At 35.0% G+C, this 19,970-nt stretch carries 18 protein-coding genes; 7 read left to right on the forward strand and 11 right to left on the reverse strand.

Annotated features, from left to right (window positions below; genetic code table 11):
- The first annotated feature begins 84 nt into the window (after positions 1–84).
- The 4 genes from ABJD27_RS02290 (at position 85) to ABJD27_RS02305 (ending at position 3,315) form a co-directional block, all read left to right on the forward strand.
- The gene (locus ABJD27_RS02290) at positions 85–693 is read left to right on the forward strand and encodes a hypothetical protein (RefSeq protein ID WP_348171669.1); all 609 of its coding nucleotides are present in this window, start codon (positions 85–87) and stop codon (positions 691–693) included.
- A 249-nt stretch (positions 694–942) separates the two neighbouring features.
- Positions 943–2,118, forward strand: coding sequence for a PLP-dependent aspartate aminotransferase family protein (locus tag ABJD27_RS02295; protein WP_348171666.1), 1,176 nt, complete (start codon positions 943–945; stop codon positions 2,116–2,118).
- 45 nt (positions 2,119–2,163) lie between these two features.
- Complete coding sequence (gene bshB1 / locus ABJD27_RS02300; RefSeq protein ID WP_348171663.1) at positions 2,164–2,880, forward strand: bacillithiol biosynthesis deacetylase BshB1; 717 nt, start codon at positions 2,164–2,166, stop codon at positions 2,878–2,880.
- A 96-nt stretch (positions 2,881–2,976) separates the two neighbouring features.
- Positions 2,977–3,315: a hypothetical protein gene (locus tag ABJD27_RS02305; RefSeq protein WP_348171660.1), complete on the forward strand. Its 339-nt coding sequence runs from the start codon at positions 2,977–2,979 to the stop codon at positions 3,313–3,315.
- 13 nt (positions 3,316–3,328) lie between these two features.
- On the opposite strand, the gene ABJD27_RS02310 is transcribed toward ABJD27_RS02305, so the two are convergent.
- From ABJD27_RS02310 to ABJD27_RS02320, 3 genes are all read right to left on the reverse strand, one after another.
- Positions 3,329–4,228, reverse strand: coding sequence for a hypothetical protein (locus tag ABJD27_RS02310; RefSeq protein ID WP_348171657.1), 900 nt, complete (start codon positions 4,226–4,228; stop codon positions 3,329–3,331).
- Between the two features lie 85 nt (positions 4,229–4,313).
- Positions 4,314–5,450, reverse strand: a complete 1,137-nt coding sequence (locus ABJD27_RS02315) for a serine hydrolase domain-containing protein (RefSeq protein WP_348171654.1) — start codon at positions 5,448–5,450, stop codon at positions 4,314–4,316.
- The gene (locus ABJD27_RS02320) at positions 5,447–5,593 is read right to left on the reverse strand and encodes a hypothetical protein (RefSeq protein ID WP_348171651.1); all 147 of its coding nucleotides are present in this window, start codon (positions 5,591–5,593) and stop codon (positions 5,447–5,449) included. Before ABJD27_RS02320 ends, ABJD27_RS02315 begins: the two co-directional genes overlap by 4 nt.
- Before the next feature lie 310 nt (positions 5,594–5,903).
- On the opposite strand from ABJD27_RS02320, the gene ABJD27_RS02325 reads away from it, so the two are divergent.
- Together ABJD27_RS02325 and katG are read left to right on the forward strand one after the other, a co-directional pair.
- A complete protein-coding gene (locus ABJD27_RS02325; RefSeq protein ID WP_348171648.1) occupies positions 5,904–7,139 on the forward strand; it encodes a S8 family serine peptidase in 1,236 nt (411 codons plus the stop codon).
- 224 nt (positions 7,140–7,363) lie between these two features.
- Entirely contained in the window at positions 7,364–9,574 is a 2,211-nt protein-coding gene (katG, locus tag ABJD27_RS02330) for a catalase/peroxidase HPI (RefSeq protein WP_348171645.1), read from the forward strand.
- Between the two features lie 217 nt (positions 9,575–9,791).
- Here katG and ABJD27_RS02335 read toward each other — a convergent pair whose 3' ends face one another.
- From ABJD27_RS02335 to ABJD27_RS02365, 7 genes are all read right to left on the reverse strand, one after another.
- Complete coding sequence (locus ABJD27_RS02335) at positions 9,792–10,214, reverse strand: hypothetical protein (protein ID WP_348171642.1); 423 nt, start codon at positions 10,212–10,214, stop codon at positions 9,792–9,794.
- A gap of 117 nt (positions 10,215–10,331) precedes the next feature.
- Entirely contained in the window at positions 10,332–11,582 is a 1,251-nt protein-coding gene (locus ABJD27_RS02340) for a DoxX family protein (protein ID WP_348171639.1), read from the reverse strand.
- Positions 11,583–11,762: 180 nt separating this feature from the next.
- Positions 11,763–12,206 (reverse strand): hypothetical protein, encoded by a 444-nt coding sequence (locus ABJD27_RS02345; protein ID WP_348171636.1) that lies wholly within the window; start codon positions 12,204–12,206, stop codon positions 11,763–11,765.
- Between the two features lie 95 nt (positions 12,207–12,301).
- Entirely contained in the window at positions 12,302–12,838 is a 537-nt protein-coding gene (locus tag ABJD27_RS02350) for a GNAT family N-acetyltransferase (RefSeq protein ID WP_348171633.1), read from the reverse strand.
- 7 nt (positions 12,839–12,845) lie between these two features.
- Complete coding sequence (locus ABJD27_RS02355; protein WP_348171630.1) at positions 12,846–13,676, reverse strand: hypothetical protein; 831 nt, start codon at positions 13,674–13,676, stop codon at positions 12,846–12,848.
- Positions 13,677–13,926: 250 nt separating this feature from the next.
- Positions 13,927–15,075 carry a trypsin-like serine protease gene (locus tag ABJD27_RS02360; protein ID WP_348171627.1) on the reverse strand — a complete coding sequence of 383 codons (1,149 nt, stop codon included), beginning with the start codon at positions 15,073–15,075 and terminating at the stop codon, positions 13,927–13,929.
- Positions 15,076–15,178: 103 nt separating this feature from the next.
- A complete protein-coding gene (locus ABJD27_RS02365; RefSeq protein ID WP_348171625.1) occupies positions 15,179–16,273 on the reverse strand; it encodes a helix-turn-helix domain-containing protein in 1,095 nt (364 codons plus the stop codon).
- A 177-nt stretch (positions 16,274–16,450) separates the two neighbouring features.
- On the opposite strand from ABJD27_RS02365, the gene ABJD27_RS02370 reads away from it, so the two are divergent.
- Positions 16,451–16,645, forward strand: a complete 195-nt coding sequence (locus ABJD27_RS02370; protein WP_348171622.1) for a hypothetical protein — start codon at positions 16,451–16,453, stop codon at positions 16,643–16,645.
- A 93-nt stretch (positions 16,646–16,738) separates the two neighbouring features.
- Here the strand turns inward: ABJD27_RS02370 and ABJD27_RS02375 are convergent, their stop codons facing one another.
- Positions 16,739–19,912, reverse strand: a complete 3,174-nt coding sequence (locus ABJD27_RS02375; protein WP_348171619.1) for a hypothetical protein — start codon at positions 19,910–19,912, stop codon at positions 16,739–16,741.
- Positions 19,913–19,970 lie beyond the last annotated feature (58 nt).

The following is a 19,970-nucleotide window of genomic DNA, read 5'->3' on the forward strand; positions in this document are numbered from 1 at the left end:
ATAATCGTGTTGCTTATAGATATAGGGAAGCATACTAATATATTTTACTAACTTGCAACTCTTGATTCACAGGTATATATAGATATGATAAGAATATTAATAGTTTTAGTTGCAGTTTTAATTTCGTCAAGTACAATGAACGCTCAAGGTGTTAAAACACTAGAGGGTGATATTTCAAAACTGATAGGAGAGAAAGAACTTTCGGTAACCTTTAGTTATGAAAATATGATGGTTCATGGTTTTAATAGTGAAGAAGAGTTTATAGAGGCTAAGGTTAGACTTAGAGAAGAGCATAAACCTGGTACTGGTGAAGGAGAACGATTTCGAGGATCTTGGTTTGCTGATAGGGATTCTGTTTTTGAGCCTGCATTTATAAAATATATTAACCATAAACTTCCCAAAAAACGAAAAATTAACGTTGTTGAGAATAATCCAGATGCGACCTATAATTTGCATGTACAAACATTATGGACATATCCTGGTTATAATGTTGGATTTGCGCAACCAGCAAAAATTGAAGTAGCTTTAAGTCTTTATGAGATTTCAAATCCAGATGTGATTCTTTGGAAAGCTAAAAATCCATATCGTGTTGAAGCAGGAATTGCACCCTATAAACGAGAATTGCGAATAGCCGCAGCCTATGCTAAACTGAGTCTAAATATTTCCTGGTTTTTTAAACGAAAACTTAAATAAGAACTGCCTTAAGAAAGGCCTGATCAGATTATAGAAAAGTGAAAATTGCTTGTAATGGGGATGTATACGCTTTCGCGAAAGCGTAATTAGCCACATCCTCGTTCTAAACAAACAAAAGGAATCTACATCATTTCTCTTAATAATATTCTTTCTAAAAGTATGTAAGAAAATATCTCATTTTCAATGCTATAAATAGAGCAGATTCGATCTTGTTTTTTTGTATTTTTAGATGATAAAAAAAAGCTAGGTATGAATAATCATAAAAAAGGAATAAATACAATTTGTACTCACGTAGGAGAGGTGAAAGATGAACAGTTTCAAGGAGCTGTTTCTCCTATTTATTTATCTTCATCATATGCCTTTATGGATGTAGATGTAAAACGATATCCAAGATATTTTAATACCCCAAATCAAGAAGCACTCTGTAAAAAGATTGCAGCGCTTGAAGGCACAGAAACGGCAATGATTTTTGGAAGTGGGATGGCTGCAGTAAGTACAACCTTGCTTGCTTTTTTACAACAAGGAGATCACATAGTACTGCAACAAACATTGTACGGAGGAACATATAACCTCGTGGTAGAAGAGTTTAAGAAGTACGGGATTGATTATACATTTACCGATGGTCTTGATGCGTCCGCTTTCGCGAAAGCGATTACACCAAAAACAAAAGTACTCTATATAGAAACACCTTCTAATCCTCTAATGACCATCACCGATATGCAAATGGTAGGAGATCTAGCAAAAGAGCATGGCATTGTAACGATGATAGATAACACATTTGCATCACCTATTAATCAAAACCCTTTGAAGTTTGGTATTGATATTATGATTCATAGTGCTACCAAGTATATGGGAGGTCATAGTGATATTTGTGCAGGCGCAGTAGCGGCAAGCCAAGAACATATTGAGCGTATCTGGAACCTTGGCAAAAACCTTGGAGGCAGCTTAAGTGATATGACCGTCTGGATGCTTGAGCGTAGTATGAAGACGATGGCGATCCGTGTAAAAGCACAAAATAAAAATGCAAAGAAACTTGCAAAATGGCTGGATAAAAATGAAGCTATTGATCATGTATACTATCCTGGATTAAAATCACACCCAGATCACGAACTTGCAACTGCGCAAATGCGAGGTTATGGAGGAATGCTTTCTTTTGAACTAGCCGAAGGACTTGATCCAGAACTTTTCCAAAAATCTTTGCAATTAATAAAACCTTCTATGAGTCTAGCTGGTGTTGAGAGTACGATGCTTTCTCCTGCGCAGACCTCTCATTTTTTACTAGGAGAAGAAGAAAGAGCAAATCAAGGAATAGCAGAAGGACTGATTCGTTTTTCTGTAGGAATAGAAGATAAGGAAGACCTAATAGAAGATATAAAACAAGCCTTGCTCATAGTTATGGCTCGAGTAGAAGAACCTGTGTTATAAAAGAGTTATAAATACGACACAGTACGCAACGAATAAAATAGTAGAATGAAATTAGATATACTAGCCATAGGCGCACATCCTGATGATGTAGAATTAGGATGTGGTGCTACCATCGCCAAAGAAATAGCAAGAGGTAAAAAAGTAGGAATTCTTGATTTGACTAGGGGAGAATTAGGAACAAGAGGAACCATACATACACGTAAAGAAGAAGCAACAAATGCGGCTGCAATTTTAGGAGTAAGTGTACGTGAAAATATAGGTCTTGCCGATGGTTTTTTTCAAAACGATAAAGAAAGCCAATTAAAAATTATAGAAGTCATACGTGCATACCAACCAGAGATGGTACTTTGTAATGCAATAGACGATCGTCATATTGATCATGGTAAAGGAAGTAAACTCGCTAGTGATGCTTGTTTCTTGAGTGGACTTGGAAAAATTGAAACTCAAAGAGACGGTATTGCTCAAGAAAAGTGGCGCCCTAAAACGGTCTATCATTACGAACAATGGATGCAGATACGACCAGATGTTGTTGTTGATGTCTCTGGATTTATCGATAAAAAATGTGAAGCAGTATTTGCATATAAAACACAATTCTATGATCCAAATTCTGGGGAAGGAAGTACACCTATTTCTAGTTTGACTTTTAAAGAAAGTATCAATTATAGAGCACAAGATTTAGGAAGACTTATTGGAACAGAGCATGCCGAAGGATTTAATGTAGAACGCTACCCAGCTGTAGATAGCCTTTTTGATTTGATATAGGTAACTTAGGTTCTTTTATTAAATAATAATACCTCAAAGTGTTAAAAAACATTCCTTTAACACTATTGTAGATAATGACTTTATATATTTATGACTATGAAAACGATACTACCAAGCTTTATACTTTTAATGTGCATTATAGGGAATGCTCAAGAAGTAATTAAGGATACAAAAAAGAAGGATGCAACAGATACAAATCCTGTGTTTGCTTGGTTTGAGAAAAAGCAATTACCTGCAAATATTACAAATCCAGAAGAAGTACTTGAATTACAACTCCAAGACTTAACTAAGACTTATCGAAAAGAACAGGCTATAAAAGATAAAAAGGGAATGCCTGTGTATCCAACACCAAATTCAGAGAACTATCCAATGCCAGTTAAGACAGTAGATACTACAAAAACAAAGTATCTAAAAATATACCCTCTTAAGGAGTAAATAATATTTATTATTACTTCAACTCATAAAATAGTAAGCGACTCTGCTTATTCATAGGAAGTAATAGTAAGTTCTTTTCTTTTATATAAGCAATATCACCTACGCTTTGTCCCACTTGTACAACTTCTTGTGTTGTTCCATCGTGATAGCTCATAAGGTGTACTTTTCCACTACGCCAGTCAGAGATGATTAAGTTATTTTTATCATATGGACGAATGCCATCTAGATTCCCAATGACCTCAGTCACCGCTTCTATCTTTTTGTTGTTGATATCAAACTTTGATACACGTCCACCTTCAGGAGCACCACCCCAAGAAGCTACATACATCGTATCTCCTTGAACCAATAAACCATTAGGGTTATCTAGTTTAGGATCTGCAAGCCAAAAATCAAAGTTCCCTTTGGTATCTAATTTGTAAATTTTTGAAGTACGCGTATCCGATACATAAATGGCACCATCTGGAGCAATGGCTACATCATTTAAAAACTCAATCCCTTCTACCGTATATTTATTTAAAACTTTTCCAGTTTTAATATCGGCCTCAACAAGTTCTGTAACGTCAGAAACATATAACTTGTCTTTTGTAATGGCAATCCCTTTAGGATCATTAAGACCAGATACAAATTGAACATTTAGTAATTTTCCATCTGTACCTACCGTTGCAATAGATCCATCTCCAGGTTCTCTGTTTCCTATAACAGAGGCATAAATCACATCATTTGTACTATCATATACTGCCGATTCGCAATGTGTTAACCCTAGCGTCTCTGTTAAGAAGGTCGCTTTAGGGGTTTTTTGAGTTAGGTCTGGTGTATTCTCAGCTACATCTTTTGAAGGAGCTTCAGTTTTTGTATTGTTATTACAAGAAAAACAAAATATGGTCGCAATGACTAGTATGTAAAATGACTTCATGATTGGATCGTTATATGAACATTAAAATTAGTGAATGCAATACGAAAAAGTCTATACAAAGTGTTAAATGAGCTTGAAGAATACTTTATAAAGTATCCATGACTTCCAGTAATTTTTCTTGAATACTCATAAAGTGTAATGTATTTGCTGAGTTATCTAGAATTACTAAGCAGGTTTTAGTTTTTGTATTCCTATAGATAAAAGTCCGAGCAGCGAGCCAACCTCCAGAGTGTTGCATCACCTCATCACCTAATGACCAACCAAAACCATAATCAGAAACAGTGCCGTCTGTTAACGTAGGAGTTGTAAAAGCTTCTTTGAGTTTCTCTTGAGATAAAAGGCTGTTATTGTATAACGCTTGATCCCAAATTACAAAATCATCTAAGCTGCTAAAAATACCACCATCCCCAGAAACACCGTCTATAAATGTGGGATACATAGGTATGTATACATCTCCTTGTTTTTCAAAACCAAGGGTTTTATTAGGAAACGTTTTGTCTTTAGAAAATAGATTCCACACACGTGCATTTTTCATTTCTAATGGATCAAAAATAGCTTGCTGCATATACACTTCAAAGGATTGTCCAGATACATTTTCTATAATACCTGCAAGCAAAATATAATTAGAATTTGAGTAGTTAAACCAACTATTAGGAAGTGCTGCTTTAGATGGATAGGTACAAAGTAAGGAGACGGCTTCTTGAATACTCAAGACATTTCCAACGGTTAATTTATGTTGATCTGCCAATTGTAAATAACCATCTGGAATCCCAGAAGTCATATTTAATAAATGACGTACGGTAACATCTTTGTAAGGGAATGTAGGTATATACGTAGTTACAGGAGCATCATAATCAAGTAATCCTTTGTTTTCTAAAAGCATAATTCCAAAAGCTGTAAACTGTTTTGAGACAGATGCAAGTCTAAAGGAAGAAGTAGAAGATAGTCGTGTTGTACGAAGATGGTCTGTATATCCATATGCCTTCTTGAAGATAGGAGTACCTTCCTTTGTGATAAGCACACCACCATTAAATGAATCTTCAGATGCTAAGGTAGAGAGCCATTGATCTAGTGAGGCGATACCGTCTTCGCTTGAAATAGCTGTAGTGAGTTCGAGATCAGGAACACTTGTTTTTATAGAGACCATGAGTTGTAAAGCTCCCCAAAGAAGAACTCCAGCGAGCAAGACAATTATAATACCTTTTACAAATGTATTCTTCATAGTAGATGCAATATATCTATTTTATAGATACCATTCCAAAGTAAAGAAAGGGATGAGTACGCTTCTGCTTGCCGGCGAGGCAGGTTCGCGAAAGCATACTCATTTACTTTAGATGTAGAGATGTTATCATATAAATTCTTCAAATAACAAACTCATGATTTTATTTAAATAAGATGTTATTGCTAAAATCGTGTGTTAAATAGGTGTTGTGGTGTGTGTATTACATCATGAGTATTTGTCTTTTTGTCGATTTTGTTTTAATGTGCTTCAGGTTGAGGATTTGTTAATATAGTACCGTGAATGCTTGTTTTGTTTAGGATTTTAGCGGTTTTTTGTATGTAAAAATGACATTATGTCAACAAAATTGTTAATAAAATGCAAAAATAAAATTTGTTTATTGAAAGTCATTACTTACATTGCGCCACTAATTAATTATAAATCAAACTAAACAAAATGAAGAAAAGTTCAATTTTAAAGTACGCTTTATGTGGATCACTTGCAGTAGCAATGATCGGTTGTGAAACTGAAGCACTCGATGAGACAGCACCACTTACAGAAAATGTAACTGTTGAAGTTCAAGTTGAAAATTCAGAATGGACATCACAAGCGATTCCAGGAAGATATATTATTGAGTATAATGATGTAAATGGAAGAATGCCAGCAGTAACAAAAGTAGAATCTGCTCAAGAGTATAAAAACCAGATTGCAGCTATTCAAAATATTTTTGTAGATGATTTTAAATCTATGGGTATTACCGATGCAAACATTACAGCTAGTTATGGATATGCATTACAAGGGTTTACTGCAGATTTAACAAAAAATCAAGTTGAGTTATTACAAAAAGATGCTCGTATAAAAAATATTGAACAAGATTATACAATCCGAATGGGAAAACCAGGAGGTGGTAATGGTGGTGGAGATGATCCACAACAGACACCATATGGAACAACGAGAGTTGGTGGAGGAACATCTGCTTCTTCTAATACTGCATGGGTTATCGATAGTGGTATCGATCAAGATCATCCAGATCTTAATGTAGATACAGCTAGAAGTATCTCTTTCTTATCAGGGTCTCCTTCTAATCAGTCTCCTGATGATCAAAACGGTCATGGAACACACGTTGCAGGAACAATTGCTGCAATCGATAATAACATTGGATCTATAGGTGTTGCACCTGGAACAACAGTAGTGGCTGTACGTGTACTTGATAGAAGAGGAAGCGGTTCTAACTCTGGTGTTATTGCTGGAGTTGATTATGTAGCAGCAAATGGAAGTAACGGAGATGTTGCAAATATGAGTTTAGGTGGAGGTGTATCTACAGCGTTAGATAATGCAGTAATTTCTGCAGCTTCGACGGGTGTGAAGTTCGTACTAGCAGCTGGGAACGAATCTCAAGATGCTAATAATTCTTCTCCTGCAAGAGCAAATGGACCTAATGTGTATACAATATCTGCGATGGATATCAATGATAACTTTGCTAGCTTTTCAAACTTTGGATCGCCTGTAGATTATTGTGCACCTGGTGTTGCTGTATTCTCAACTTGGAAAAGTGGAGGGTATAATACAATAAGTGGTACATCTATGGCAGCTCCACATGCTGCTGGAGTATTACTTTTTGGAAACCCATCTACAGATGGAACTGTAAATAATGATCCTGACGGTTCTCCAGACGCGATCATCCATTTATAAAAAGAATATATTAATAATATAGAAAAGGTTGTCTACTAGAACTAGGCAACCTTTTTTTATGGGATAACCTGACCGTTTTACAATGCTTACTGTTTTGGAGTAATAAGACGTACCGAATACTATAACGTTTATTGATACTTTAATAACTTAAATAGATAAATTTTATAACGATATTCTCTTGAATGAGAGTAACTTTACTCTTGTCAAACTTAAAGATATATATCATGGATAATAACAATCATCATAATGGCGACATAAGCCAATGCCCATTTATGGGAGGAACTTTAAATCAAAGTGCTGGAGGCGGTACTTCAAACCGTGATTGGTGGCCCAACCAATTAAAACTAAACATCCTTCGTCAAAACTCTGAGTTGTCTAACCCAATGGGAGATGATTTTGATTATGCAGAAGCATTTAAAAGTCTTGATTTAGAAGCGATAAAAGAAGATTTACGTAACCTTATGACAGATTCTCAAGATTGGTGGCCAGCAGATTATGGTCATTATGGAGGATTGATGGTACGTATGGCTTGGCATAGTGCAGGGACATACCGTATCCAAGATGGACGTGGAGGAGCTGGTTCTGGATCACAACGTTTTGCGCCGCTTAACAGTTGGCCTGATAACGGAAACCTTGATAAAGCCCGTTTATTATTATGGCCAATCAAACAGAAATATGGAAGAAAAATTTCTTGGGCAGATTTATTAATCTTAGCTGGGAATTGTGCCATTGAATCTATGGGTCTTAAGACTTTTGGATTTGCTGGAGGACGTGAAGATATATGGGAGCCAGAGCAAGATATTTACTGGGGTTCTGAAAAAGAATGGTTAGGAAATGATGATCGTTACGCAGATGGTGAATTAGAGAGTACATTAGGAGCAGTACATATGGGACTTATTTATGTAAACCCAGAAGGACCTAATGGAAACCCTGATCCTATAGCTTCTGGAAAAGATATCCGTGAGACATTTGGTCGTATGGCAATGAATGATGAAGAAACGGTAGCACTTGTTGCTGGAGGACACACCTTTGGGAAAGCACACGGTGCTGCAGACCCAGATCAATATGTAGGAGCAGAACCTGCAGGAGCATCTATAGAAGAACAAAGTTTAGGTTGGAAAAACACCTATGGTACAGGAGTTCTAGGTGATACCATTACAAGTGGTATAGAAGGAGCTTGGACGCCTAATCCAGATACGTGGGATCATGATTTCTTTAGAGTATTATTAGATTACGATTGGGAATTAACAAAGAGTCCAGCTGGAGCACATCAATGGACACCTACTGCAGCATCAAATGCCGATACGGCACCAGCGGCTGGGGATGCTTCTAAGAGAGAAGCTCTTATGATGACTACAGCAGATATGGCACTTAAGATGGATCCTGCATATTTAGAAATTTCAAAACGCTTTCGCGAAAATCCAGCACAATTTGAAGACGCATTTTCACGTGCTTGGTTTAAGTTAACGCACCGTGATATGGGGCCAACGGCTTTATACCTTGGAGCAGATGTTCCTAAAGAAGAAATGATCTGGCAAGATCCAATTCCAGCAGTTACTCATGAGTTAGTAAACGACGAAGATGTTGCTTCATTAAAGAAAACAATTCTAGCTTCTGGATTGACAGTTTCTCAATTGGTTAATACAGCTTGGGCTTCTGCATCGACGTTCCGTGGTTCTGACAAAAGAGGAGGAGCAAACGGTGGACGTATTAGACTCGCGCCACAAAAAGATTGGGCAGTAAATAGTCCTGCACAATTAGCAAAAGTACTTGAAGTACTAGAAGGCATTCAGAAAGAATTTAATGCAAGTGGAAAAACCATTTCTATTGCCGATTTAATTGTACTTGGAGGATCTGCAGGTATCGAAGAGGCTGCTAAAAATGGAGGACATACCATTACAGTTCCATTTACACCAGGACGAGGTGATGCGTCACAAGAGCAAACGGATGTTGTTTCTTTTGCAGCATTAGAACCTATGGCAGATGGTTTCCGTAATTATCAAAGAAAACAATACAACGTATCTGCAGAAGAGATGCTTGTAGATCGTGCAAATCTATTGACATTAACGGCACCAGAAATGACTGTACTTGTTGGTGGGTTACGTGTCCTTGATACAAATCATAATGAGTCTCAGCATGGAGTATTTACTAATCGTCCAGGAGTACTTACCAATGATTTCTTTGTCAACTTACTTGATATAAGAACTACGTGGGCAGCTACTTCTGATGATGATAGTGTATTTGCAGGACGTAATCGTGCTACAGGTGATCTTACTTGGACAGGAACCCGTGCTGATCTTATATTTGGATCAAACACAGAACTTCGCGCACTTGCTGAGGTATTTGCGACTGGAGATTCTGAAGCTTATTTTGTGCAGCAATTTGTTGCTGCGTGGACAAAAGTGATGAATCTAGATCGTTTTGACCTAGCGTAAGTTATACGTTAAATTATATATTTAAAAGCACTCTAGCCTGTAGGTTAGGGTGCTTTTTTTGCTTTCGCGAAAGCGTACTCAGAAAAGTAACTTAGTACGTCATTCTGAATTTATTTCAGAATCTTATCACATTAATTTTTAATAAAGTGAGAAACTGAAACAAGTTCAGTTTGACGGAAACTATACTTTTTATCAATCGATGGATGTGTCAGAAAAATTACTCAAGAATTAATGTCGTATCTCCAGAAACTAGATTTATATGACAACAATCTGCTGTTGCGACATAAGTACTACTAATAACTTCTTGGCCATCTATAAACCCTTTAAATTGAAGTTCACGCACTTGGTCTGTCTCAATACTGCCATCTTCAGCTATAGGGTATGATCCGTTTTGTTGAAAAAATTCAAGTCCAGAGTCGCTAAAAGGTGGCGTTACGTCTTCTCCATTTTCTGTATTGATAACTTGAAAAGAAGTTAAGGCAACTGGGTTTTGACTTTGATCTTCTATAGATACTGTAATCGTTACAAAGATTTCTGTACATGCGATATTTGAACAACCTAGATCATTATCATCATCACTGTTACAAGAGAATACACTTAAAATAGCAAAGAGTATCCATAATTTATTTAAATGTTTCATGGTGTAGTTTTCTTAATAGATACAATGACAAGGGTTTCGTTGCGTAAAGCAGTTGTTAAAACTGTCCTTTGGGATGAATATCTTTTGAGCATACAGGTATTGTTATCCTAAAGCATCTTACTTATTATAAGGGTATTCGTTAATCCAATTAAAACCACGTGCGTTTAAATCAAATTTAGTGTGATCTATTCTAGAAAATAGTATATGTAATGTATCTGATTCTATAATTCCGTCGAGTTGAAGAAATTCAGAATTTGGGTTTTTATAGTTAAAATTATAAACTTCGGATTCAGAACCCTTTTGATGAATCATTATTTTTTGAGATGTTGAGTCTGTTATAAATGTATATTCATGCTTTAGGTCATCCATTGTTTTTACAGTCGCTTCATTCTTCAAATCAACAATAAGATACCGCCATCTATAAACATCAGTAATTAAAGGTGGAAGTGTATCTCCATTTTTAATAAACGTTGAAGCTTCCCAAATACCATAAAGCAACGGTTTCTTTCTGTTGCTTCCTCTATTTCTTTCTGTGGTATAAAAATTAAAAGAAATAAAACTAACAAGAATCACTAAGACAATAGATTTTGTTCGAAAAATGATTTTATGATATCTAGTACCTTTAATAGGGTGATAATACTGATATGCTGCTACAGTTTTATTTTTGATGAAAACCTGTACAAATCTATGGTCTGTCACAAAAATGACCAAAGCCATGAGTATTAAATGAATCGAAAACAACTTCACAGGAATATCATAGCAAAAATTCATCACAGCAACTTGCATCATAACCCCAATAATTATGAATGCGCCAAGTGTCTGTGTTCGTCTAGGAATTAGAAGCAAACCACCTACTATTTCTAAAAGACCAACAAATACATTAAAACCTTTGGAGAATCCCATGTATGTCCATGCCAATCCCATGGGAGAAAAATCACCTAAAGGGTCTAGTAAGTGTGTTAATGAGGCTGATGGAAATTGAAGCTTAAAGACTTTTACAAACCCATAAAGAAGCATTGCAGCGATTAAAATCACACGAAGAAAAACTAGAAACCAATAAAAAAGCTTGTTATAGTTTTTTCGCTTTCTATCTAAAATATTCCAAAGACTAGCAATTATAATGGTTAAAATTACAGTTACAAATAACGTTAAATAGGCAAAAGTGTGATCTCCACTACCATTACCACTTACTTCATATTCATAATTGATATCAAAAACTGTTTTACCTATCCATCTATAGGGAGTTTCAAAAAGCGGACTCAATAACATAAGAAGCATATAGAGTACAAAATAAGTACATAGTGTTCTGAATAGGACTTTGCTTGCTGTATTCCAGTGCTCTCTATATTCTTGTGTTAGTAGTTTCAAGTACGATGTGTATTTAATTTCTTGTAGATGATAATACTTTATCAGTATTTGAAATGAGGAATGTGTTACAAGAATTTGATAGAAAAGCTTCTATTATTTCTAATTAGACTACCTGAAAATAAAAGTCAGTACAAGACAATAAAAAAGCTTTGATTCTTTTTTGATGCGATTATTTCTTTGCTAATAGATGTTCTTTATCACAAATTTCACATCGTTATAGATACATTCGTCTCCAATGGTTTTACCTTCCAAACATCTATATAAAGGAGCGTTTATAGAAATCCCTACAAACTGTTTGTTGTCGTATTCAAATGGTTTTGTCGACGCTGCTATAATTAGAAATATGTTGTTTGTTTCAACAATTGCCCCAATTTCTATGATTGAAGTAGGAGCAAAAGGGATATCTTTGATAAACGTTAATTTTTTTTCCTGGATTTGAGCATGTGCATCCAGTTTTATAGAAATATCGATATTCACGCGTAATTGTGATTCATCACCCATATCAATTACTTGATCACATGCACGACCAGTACCGCATAAATAATCAGAATAGTTGAGGTCACTTTCGTCAACTTTTGCAAACTCCTTTTGAAGGAGGTATTTTTTTATCTCAAGCTTATTCATAGTTAGTAGCTTAATGTATCTTCAACGTTTACTATATAGTAAATAGAGTGACAGAAAGCAATGAACTTTTGATTTTGCATTGAACTCAAACATTTTTATGTATTAGCAATTTTTGAGTAAATATCTATACTAATAAAATCTCCATTTTTAATTTCACAGTCTTGCATAGTGCCTTCCAAATTGAATTGCAGTTTTGCAAGCGCTTTTTTGCAATTTACGTTTTCTGTTTCTACAAACCCTTCAATTCTATGTAGTCCAATAGTGTCAAATGCATAGTTGACGATAAGTGGCATTGTTTCTGTCATAAGACCTTTCCCCCAATTTTCGGGCAATAACCAAAAACCAATCTCTGCTTTTTTATTTTCTTTACTCAGATCGTTTAATCCTCCTGCTCCAAGAAATCTTCCGTTGTCTTTTGAACAAATAGCCCACCAAATTCCTTGTTCGTTTTTTTCAAGGTCAGCAAACCAAACCATTTGCTCTTTGGTTGCTTCTAAACTATCAAAACTAATCCCATAATACTTTATAATATCAGGATGCGAAAGTCCTCTAAAAACGTGTTCTAAATCCGAATCAACGATTTGTCTTAAGCGAACTCTTTCAGATTCTAGAATTGGAAATTTTTTATGCATTTTACATTCAATTTTTGGAATCCCCTAAAAATTTTAATTTTTTGTTTGGATAGAGTAGAGAAGCTTCAAAACCATTTAATGTTAAGTCTTGTAAAGTCATTTTACGAGTCCATGTATTCTTACTCTTAAGTTTATTGATTTGAATATATATAACTGTAGGATATTTAATTCCGTCACTATTCTCTCGCATGTCTTCATACCTTATAGAGCCATACACATTCTTTGGTGAAGGGAGATACGCATCTCGCACTGTATAACTTGCAAAGGTGACTACGCCTGTTTTTTGAGAGATGTAGAGTAGATATTGATCAAATTCTTTATTGGGTTCTAAAGATTCCCAAGTAGCAAACACTAAGTCATAGGTGATGCCTTCCATTTCTTCACTTCCAGCATATTTCAAAATAGGCGCCTCTTTGATGCGTATGGGGAGTTCGAAGAGATACTGAATGGCTGGCAACGAAAAAGACATCGACTTTTTATCTTTAAATTTTACATTTCCAGTTTCGTCTATTTTATAATATTTAAATGATTGGACTCCATAGGTTATATGATCTTTTGCATTCACATAGAAAAATTGCGAATCAAACGACTTAGGTTTGAAGCGCATTTCCATGAGTTCATTATCTTTTGGAAATGGATTTAGTATGGCTGAAAGCCCTTTCCAGTTATCTGTGATTTTGTACGAATAGATTTCTGAATTGACTAGAATATCAAGGTTTTGATTTTTAATGGCTTTGTCCAATAGATCAATTGCTTTTTGCTCTCGATCAGGAGTCGTATCATTGATCGCTGACGTTCTTAAATCAGCTATTTTACAACTTTGACATGTGAGTATCACGAATATACATACAAGTAGGATGTGTTTATTTAAGTTCATTCTGTAAAATATCGGACGACGGTTTTGTGAATGATTAGTAGCAAAAAGTCTAATGAACTTTCCAGTCGGACTGAAAGATAGCAAATTGTGGTTGAATTCTAATTAAGAATTCAACCACAATGAGTTATATAAGTTGTTGGCAACCGTTCTTTGTCAACTACATTTATCTGAAAATTGTCAAATTTCTAATTACTTTTAATTGCCCTCCTTTTTATTTAAGAACTGCCTTGTATGTTCCGTCAGGTTGAGTTACAATCAATTCTTTAAATACACCATTTTCTGGATTTTTAAATTCTATTTTATATTCCAGTGATTGTTTAAGATGAAATTCATGTTCACCAGTCGGAATTAATTCATATGGTGGTTGTTCAGGTACAGAAAAATAAAGTTTAGTACCATTCTCTTGTGTGTAAAATTTTATTACAACTCCTTGTACTTCATATTCACTAACATATTGTTTTAAAGTACTTGGATCTACATATATGACTTTAGGTCTATAATCAATAGCGTCAGGTTTCGGTGTTACTCTTAACATCGCTTCAGATGTAGTACTATTTCCTGCCATTTCATCATGAATCCACTTTATATACTGCGATACTCTTGTATAATTTTCTACAACACCATATAAACCTTCGTCTCCGTCTTTTGTATCTTGCCATGAGCTAACTCCTGCTAAGTATACAGTGTCATTTTTGAGGATGAAAGCAGGTCCACCACTATCACCAGGTCCACTAATTCCTTCATATTCTGTGAGGTATTTTGTTTGAGTGTTTGGATGGTCAAATGTCCATGTTAACCAATTTCCAGTTGCTGTTTCAATTCTATTGGTAGATCCCCTTTGTTTCCCGTCGTTGCCATTTACTCCAATGAGTCCATTGCCTTTGTCACCTTTACCTACCATATAAATTAGTTTGTCTACTTCATCTTCATCAACATATAATTTTGCTTGCATTGCATCTACAGGTTTTGTCTTTAGGTGTAATAACGCAATATCATTTAATGATGAAATATCCTCTGGAGGATTATCCCATTCCTTATACATGATGACTTTATCTACTTCAATTTCGACATCATTTATAATAACAAAATGCTTCCTTCCATTGTTAAATTTATTCGCAATTGCTTCGACGCAATGCGCAGCAGATATTGCCCACTGATCTGCTATAATTGTACCTTCACAATCAGGTAGATTTAAATGACATATATATTTTTCAAATTTCTCAGCAAGTTTTAAAAACTTAGCGTCATCCTTGTCGTGTCTAGTTAGCATGAAGTCGTGCTCAGCACTATTTGTATAACTAAAGCTTACTAATAGTAATGATAGTATTAGAAGCGATACGATTGCGTTTGTTTTTTTCATGATTTTATGTTTTTTGATTTACTACTTCAAATGTAGATTTCAAAAGAAAACAAAAAGTTAATTTTGAGATTGTAGAGGTACTAAAACAATGGAGTTTTACGAATTAGGACGTTTCTTTAAGCTTCCTAAAGGCTCCTGGCGACATTCCTATACTAGAATTAAATGTTTTGTAGAAAGCACTTTTAGATTTGAAACCTACTTCCATTCCAATGGCTTCGACAGAATATTTATCAAATGCTGGATCATGTAATATATTTTCAGCAGCTTTAACTCGGTATTCATTAACAAACTGAACAACACTTTTATTGGTTTCCTGATTTATAATCTGCGATAAATAGCCTTCATTTGTTTCCAATCGGGTTGCCAAATCTGACCTGCTTAAAAAAGGATCTTTAAATAACTCTTCCTCTTCCATTAACGCATAGAGTTGGATCACAATTTTAGAAATGGTGGTTTCATTTATTTTCCTTTTGGTCTTAGGATTGTTTGTCTTTTTTGGAGTTAAATATTGATGTATTTCATCTTTTTGAACAATTATTTGCAGTTTGAATACACCATAATACAATATCCACCAAGATAAAAGTGATAGGAGGATTCTTAAGAAACCTATACTGTATTCCGACTCATAAACACCAATTTCTATATTGGCCATAAGCCAACATATGATAATGCATATAATGAAAAAGTTTAATCTTAGTAACCAGCGTTTTTTCTCTTCTGAGATCGTGTTCGACTTTTTTACTAAATGCCTTCCCCAAAAGATTAAAAAGAAATTATACCCAAACACTGTAGTAAGCTTAATATAGTCTACAAAAACGGCAAAATCTGAATCGTATAGGTGAAAAACGGAATCTAGATGAAGAATAATTTCTATACTAACAGAGGCAATAAATGGAGCATACAGCCACTTATACCTTTTTTCTTTTAGATATTTATGTTCAATTTGGATGAGGAAGTATATAAATAAAGTGACACCAACGAGATACTCTAACATGACAAGACCTAAAAAGTCCAAAATAGGATTTTCTTTATCATACCAACTACCTAAAAAGGTTAAGCTTATTAATAAAAATAATGATAGAGAGAGATAGTTGTTTGCGCGACTCTTATAAAAAGACGTAGTGACCAATGCTAGACATAAAAAATATCCTAAAATGCCACTGCTAATAATTACAAAGTCTAGTATGTTTTGATTCATCCTTGGCTGTATGCAGAAAGTCAAATGATTTGTAATCTGATTTTATACCCCTGCGAATATAAATCATGTATGGTATACTACTTAGTTAAGTAAATTGTAATATTATAAAATGTTTTATTAAAACAGAAAGGAAAGTCTTGAATTGTTCATTGGGCTAAATTATTGCATAACGGTTTTATGAATGATATCCCTTATAGTTTGTCATATTTTTTGGTAATGAATAGGGATTCTAAATTTCATAATATCCCTGTCGTTTTTGGCTTTATAACAGAAGCTATAGAATGGAAGTATCCATGTGCTAAAAACTTTACAAAAGATCATACGATAGTAGAGATTGATGATATAGGATTTATTGAGAAGTTTATAATATAGATTTCTTACGCATACCTCCACCAATTACAAACTGGCGGGAGCGGGGGAATGCTTTGAACGGCTTAGCATGTGTGTGATTGCTTAGCACTTGTACTAATTTTCAAAGTGTTTATTCAAAACTTCTACAAATTCATTGAAAGAAATTCCATTTCGCCAGATTTCTCTTCGGACGTAAACCGATTCGGTTTTATCATCAAGATAAACCATCACGTCATCATCAATTATGAGCTTCTGTAAACCTTCATCCCAGTTTTGAATTTTGGCTGAAAGTTTATGTCCAATATCAACTACAAATTGAGATTCATTAATAAAGTAGTTTTTGTCAACAACTTGGCCGTCTTCTGGTCTTGTCATTACACACAAAGCGTAATTGTCGGGATTATTGGAAGCTGTTCTTCCTTGAAGTGTAGACATTCGAACATTTTCTTTTCCTTTAGCTACACTCTTTATTTCGATTGAATACCCTTTCGCATTTAATATCAATTCAAAATCTTTACCTCGATCTGGATTTTCAATCCTAAAATCTGCATCTAACCCAGCCACCGCTTCTTCAAATACAATTTCTGCAGCTTTGCCAATTGTTTTCCATCGTTCAACCTGATGTTTGGCATCAAGCATTTCTTGGGCTTTTGCAAGTAATTGGTCTGTACCAAGTTCTTTAGCTGCTGATTCAAATTTTTTCATTTCCTCGGTCGTAAGGTTTATTTTAGCCAAATCTTCAATGTCGTCAATGGATTTGCCAGACTTAATGATACCATTAATTTGCTGACTGAATTTTTCACCTAAGGCAAGCATATTTAGATGCGGTCTTTTATCTTCAAATTTTGTTAAACAGGTTTCGGGAAGAGCTGGAAATTGATCAACCCATGCACTTAAAGACAGAAATAGGCTATTGTACTCTTTACCTGGCTTTACTTTGGTGTCAATATCATCAGGATAAAAGAGCTTATCTATTTCATTGGTAATGATTTCAATTCCTTTCGATCGAATCTCAACATTACTTATTTGATTTGCTACAATGTTGCTACGAGGATCGCCATGTGGGGTGTAATTCTTGAAAATGTCTTTTATGGTATCATCAAAGTATTGAGAATCAGCTTCTGCATAGATGAAATCGTTGTAGGACTTGAACTCATCACTTTGAACAGGGATAATGTTCTTCTTTAGAATGACTTCCTTAGAATCTTCCTGCATTCCAAATACATAAGTCAAGAATTGATTATACCATTCAAAAAAGGAATCAGAATGGCCTTCAAAGTAGGTTTCTGAGAAAGATGAAGGCTTCTCTGATTTTTCTATTAAGTAACTCACATATTTAACCGACCAGAGATCAGCTGAACGGTAATAGTTTTCATATTCTGTTGATATGATTTTTTTCTCTGATGCAAACTCCGGTAAAAGTTGGTTAATGGTATTGAACCATAGTTCTCGTTTGAAAGCTCTATCACTTTTGAATAGGCAACAAACATGAAATACTGCCTTTATTTGCTCATCTGATGCATCTTCGATTTTTAGGTCACTGATTAGGTTTTTGTTTAGGTCATTATGAAAATTATTAAGGTCAAAAGGTTTGATTCCTTCAACATTACCGACCTTTCGATTGAGAAATTCTTCATTCAAATCCTTCCCTAAACCTTTGGATACATACTTAAATTCATTATCAATCTTTGGGTGCAAATACAGTTCACTATCCTTTGATTTGAAGTAATTTGCTTCGGTAGGGTATATAGGCGTGGAATCCCCAAGGTGTGATAACTTATTTTGATTAAGAAACTCATAAAGACTTTTTAACCATTCAAAAGATATATCATCGCTTAGATCTATATTCGTTTCAACTAAAGTTACAAGATGATTGATATTAAAATCAATGTTGGCTGGCCACCGCTGTAATTCTTGCTCTATTATTTCAGACCAATGCCAAATGCTCTCTTTTTCAGGGAGATATTCAGGGATTACAGTACTTGCTATATCAAAGAGATCGTCTTTAGATTCTGAATCCGAAAGAATGAATCTTGCGTTTTCTATTTTTATTTGTGAGCCAGATATGGTTTTAACAATGGGTTTTGAGAGCAATAATTGTCTGATTGGTGTTTGGATGTTTTCCTCAAACCATTCAATGTTTGAATATCTGTCAATATGCTCGGGTAAACCACTCTTTGCTAACAAATGAGCATTTTGAATCTTTGGTAATAGTTGATCAATGAATTTAAGGTAAAGGCTAATGAAATCCACAAGTGCGGTTCTGTTTTTATTGGCACTTGGATCGGGTTCATTTTTATTAGTAATCTTGGTTCTAATTCCGTCCCTCAGTTCTGTTGGGTGGAAATCTCTGTGCTGTAAAAGGATAGGTAAATTGAATTTTTCAGTGCCAATCAAAGGAAATTCCTTGTAAAGAACTGCTTGATTATCCAAAGGAACAAGTGAGTAGGTATTGCTGTTTTTTTTAGCAGGAATGCCAAAGATTAGCTTTTCTGACTGATGGAATAAAAGACCATTTTCTGAATCAGTGGTTGCAAATTGAAAATCTGGAATCCCTGAGACCTCTGTATGTAAACTGAATGATTCAGACCACTCAGGGGTTGAAACCTCAATCTTCTTAATGGAGCGATTGATAAGAAGCGTGAAGATAGCATTGTTTCTCAATTCAATCAATCCTTTTTCAGCGTATTTATATGAATCTGAAGTCAGGTTGTAAACGAAAGTATTGGAGTGATCTAGAACATTTTCCGCTAATTTTTTGCCTATGACCTGAATCTCAGAAAAGGTGTGCCGCAGAGATTTCTGCATGGCGTCCAATGAGATACTTTCATCCAAAGTGGCTGCTGAACGGTCAATTTGAAGAAAGAACCTTCTTTTACCATTCGCATTGGCATGCACACCATCAATAGAAAGTTTCTTATTTAAGATGTGAGTGGTAACGAATCCAGTTCCATACTTTCCTGTTGTGCCATCTTCACCATTCAGTGATTTGGTTGAGGTTTTATAAAGAATTGCAAGTAGATGCTTCGTCTCAAATGGCTTACCATTATGAGAGAACTTAAGCTTGTCTTGAGTGAGTGTTATCGAGATTACGATTCCTTCTGGATTGGCAACATCTTTAGCGTTTTGTAAAAGCTCCCAAATCCATCTTGTTTTCTTGTCTTCAGGAAAAGTATAAAGCCTGTCCACATCGTGAATAATGTCTCTGGCCTCACTTTCAGTTCGCTGTTTCTCTCTTTCGACGCTGGCCTCATCGAGTTGTTTAATATCTTGCGTATTTGTACTCATTTTATTTTTTTTGCTTATGTTTCTTTATTTATCTGAGTGTAGGTGATAACCAGCAATT

Origin of the sequence: Dokdonia sp. (assembly GCF_039945015.1) — a bacterium.
In the GTDB taxonomy this organism is placed as follows: Bacteria; Bacteroidota; Bacteroidia; order Flavobacteriales; family Flavobacteriaceae; genus Dokdonia.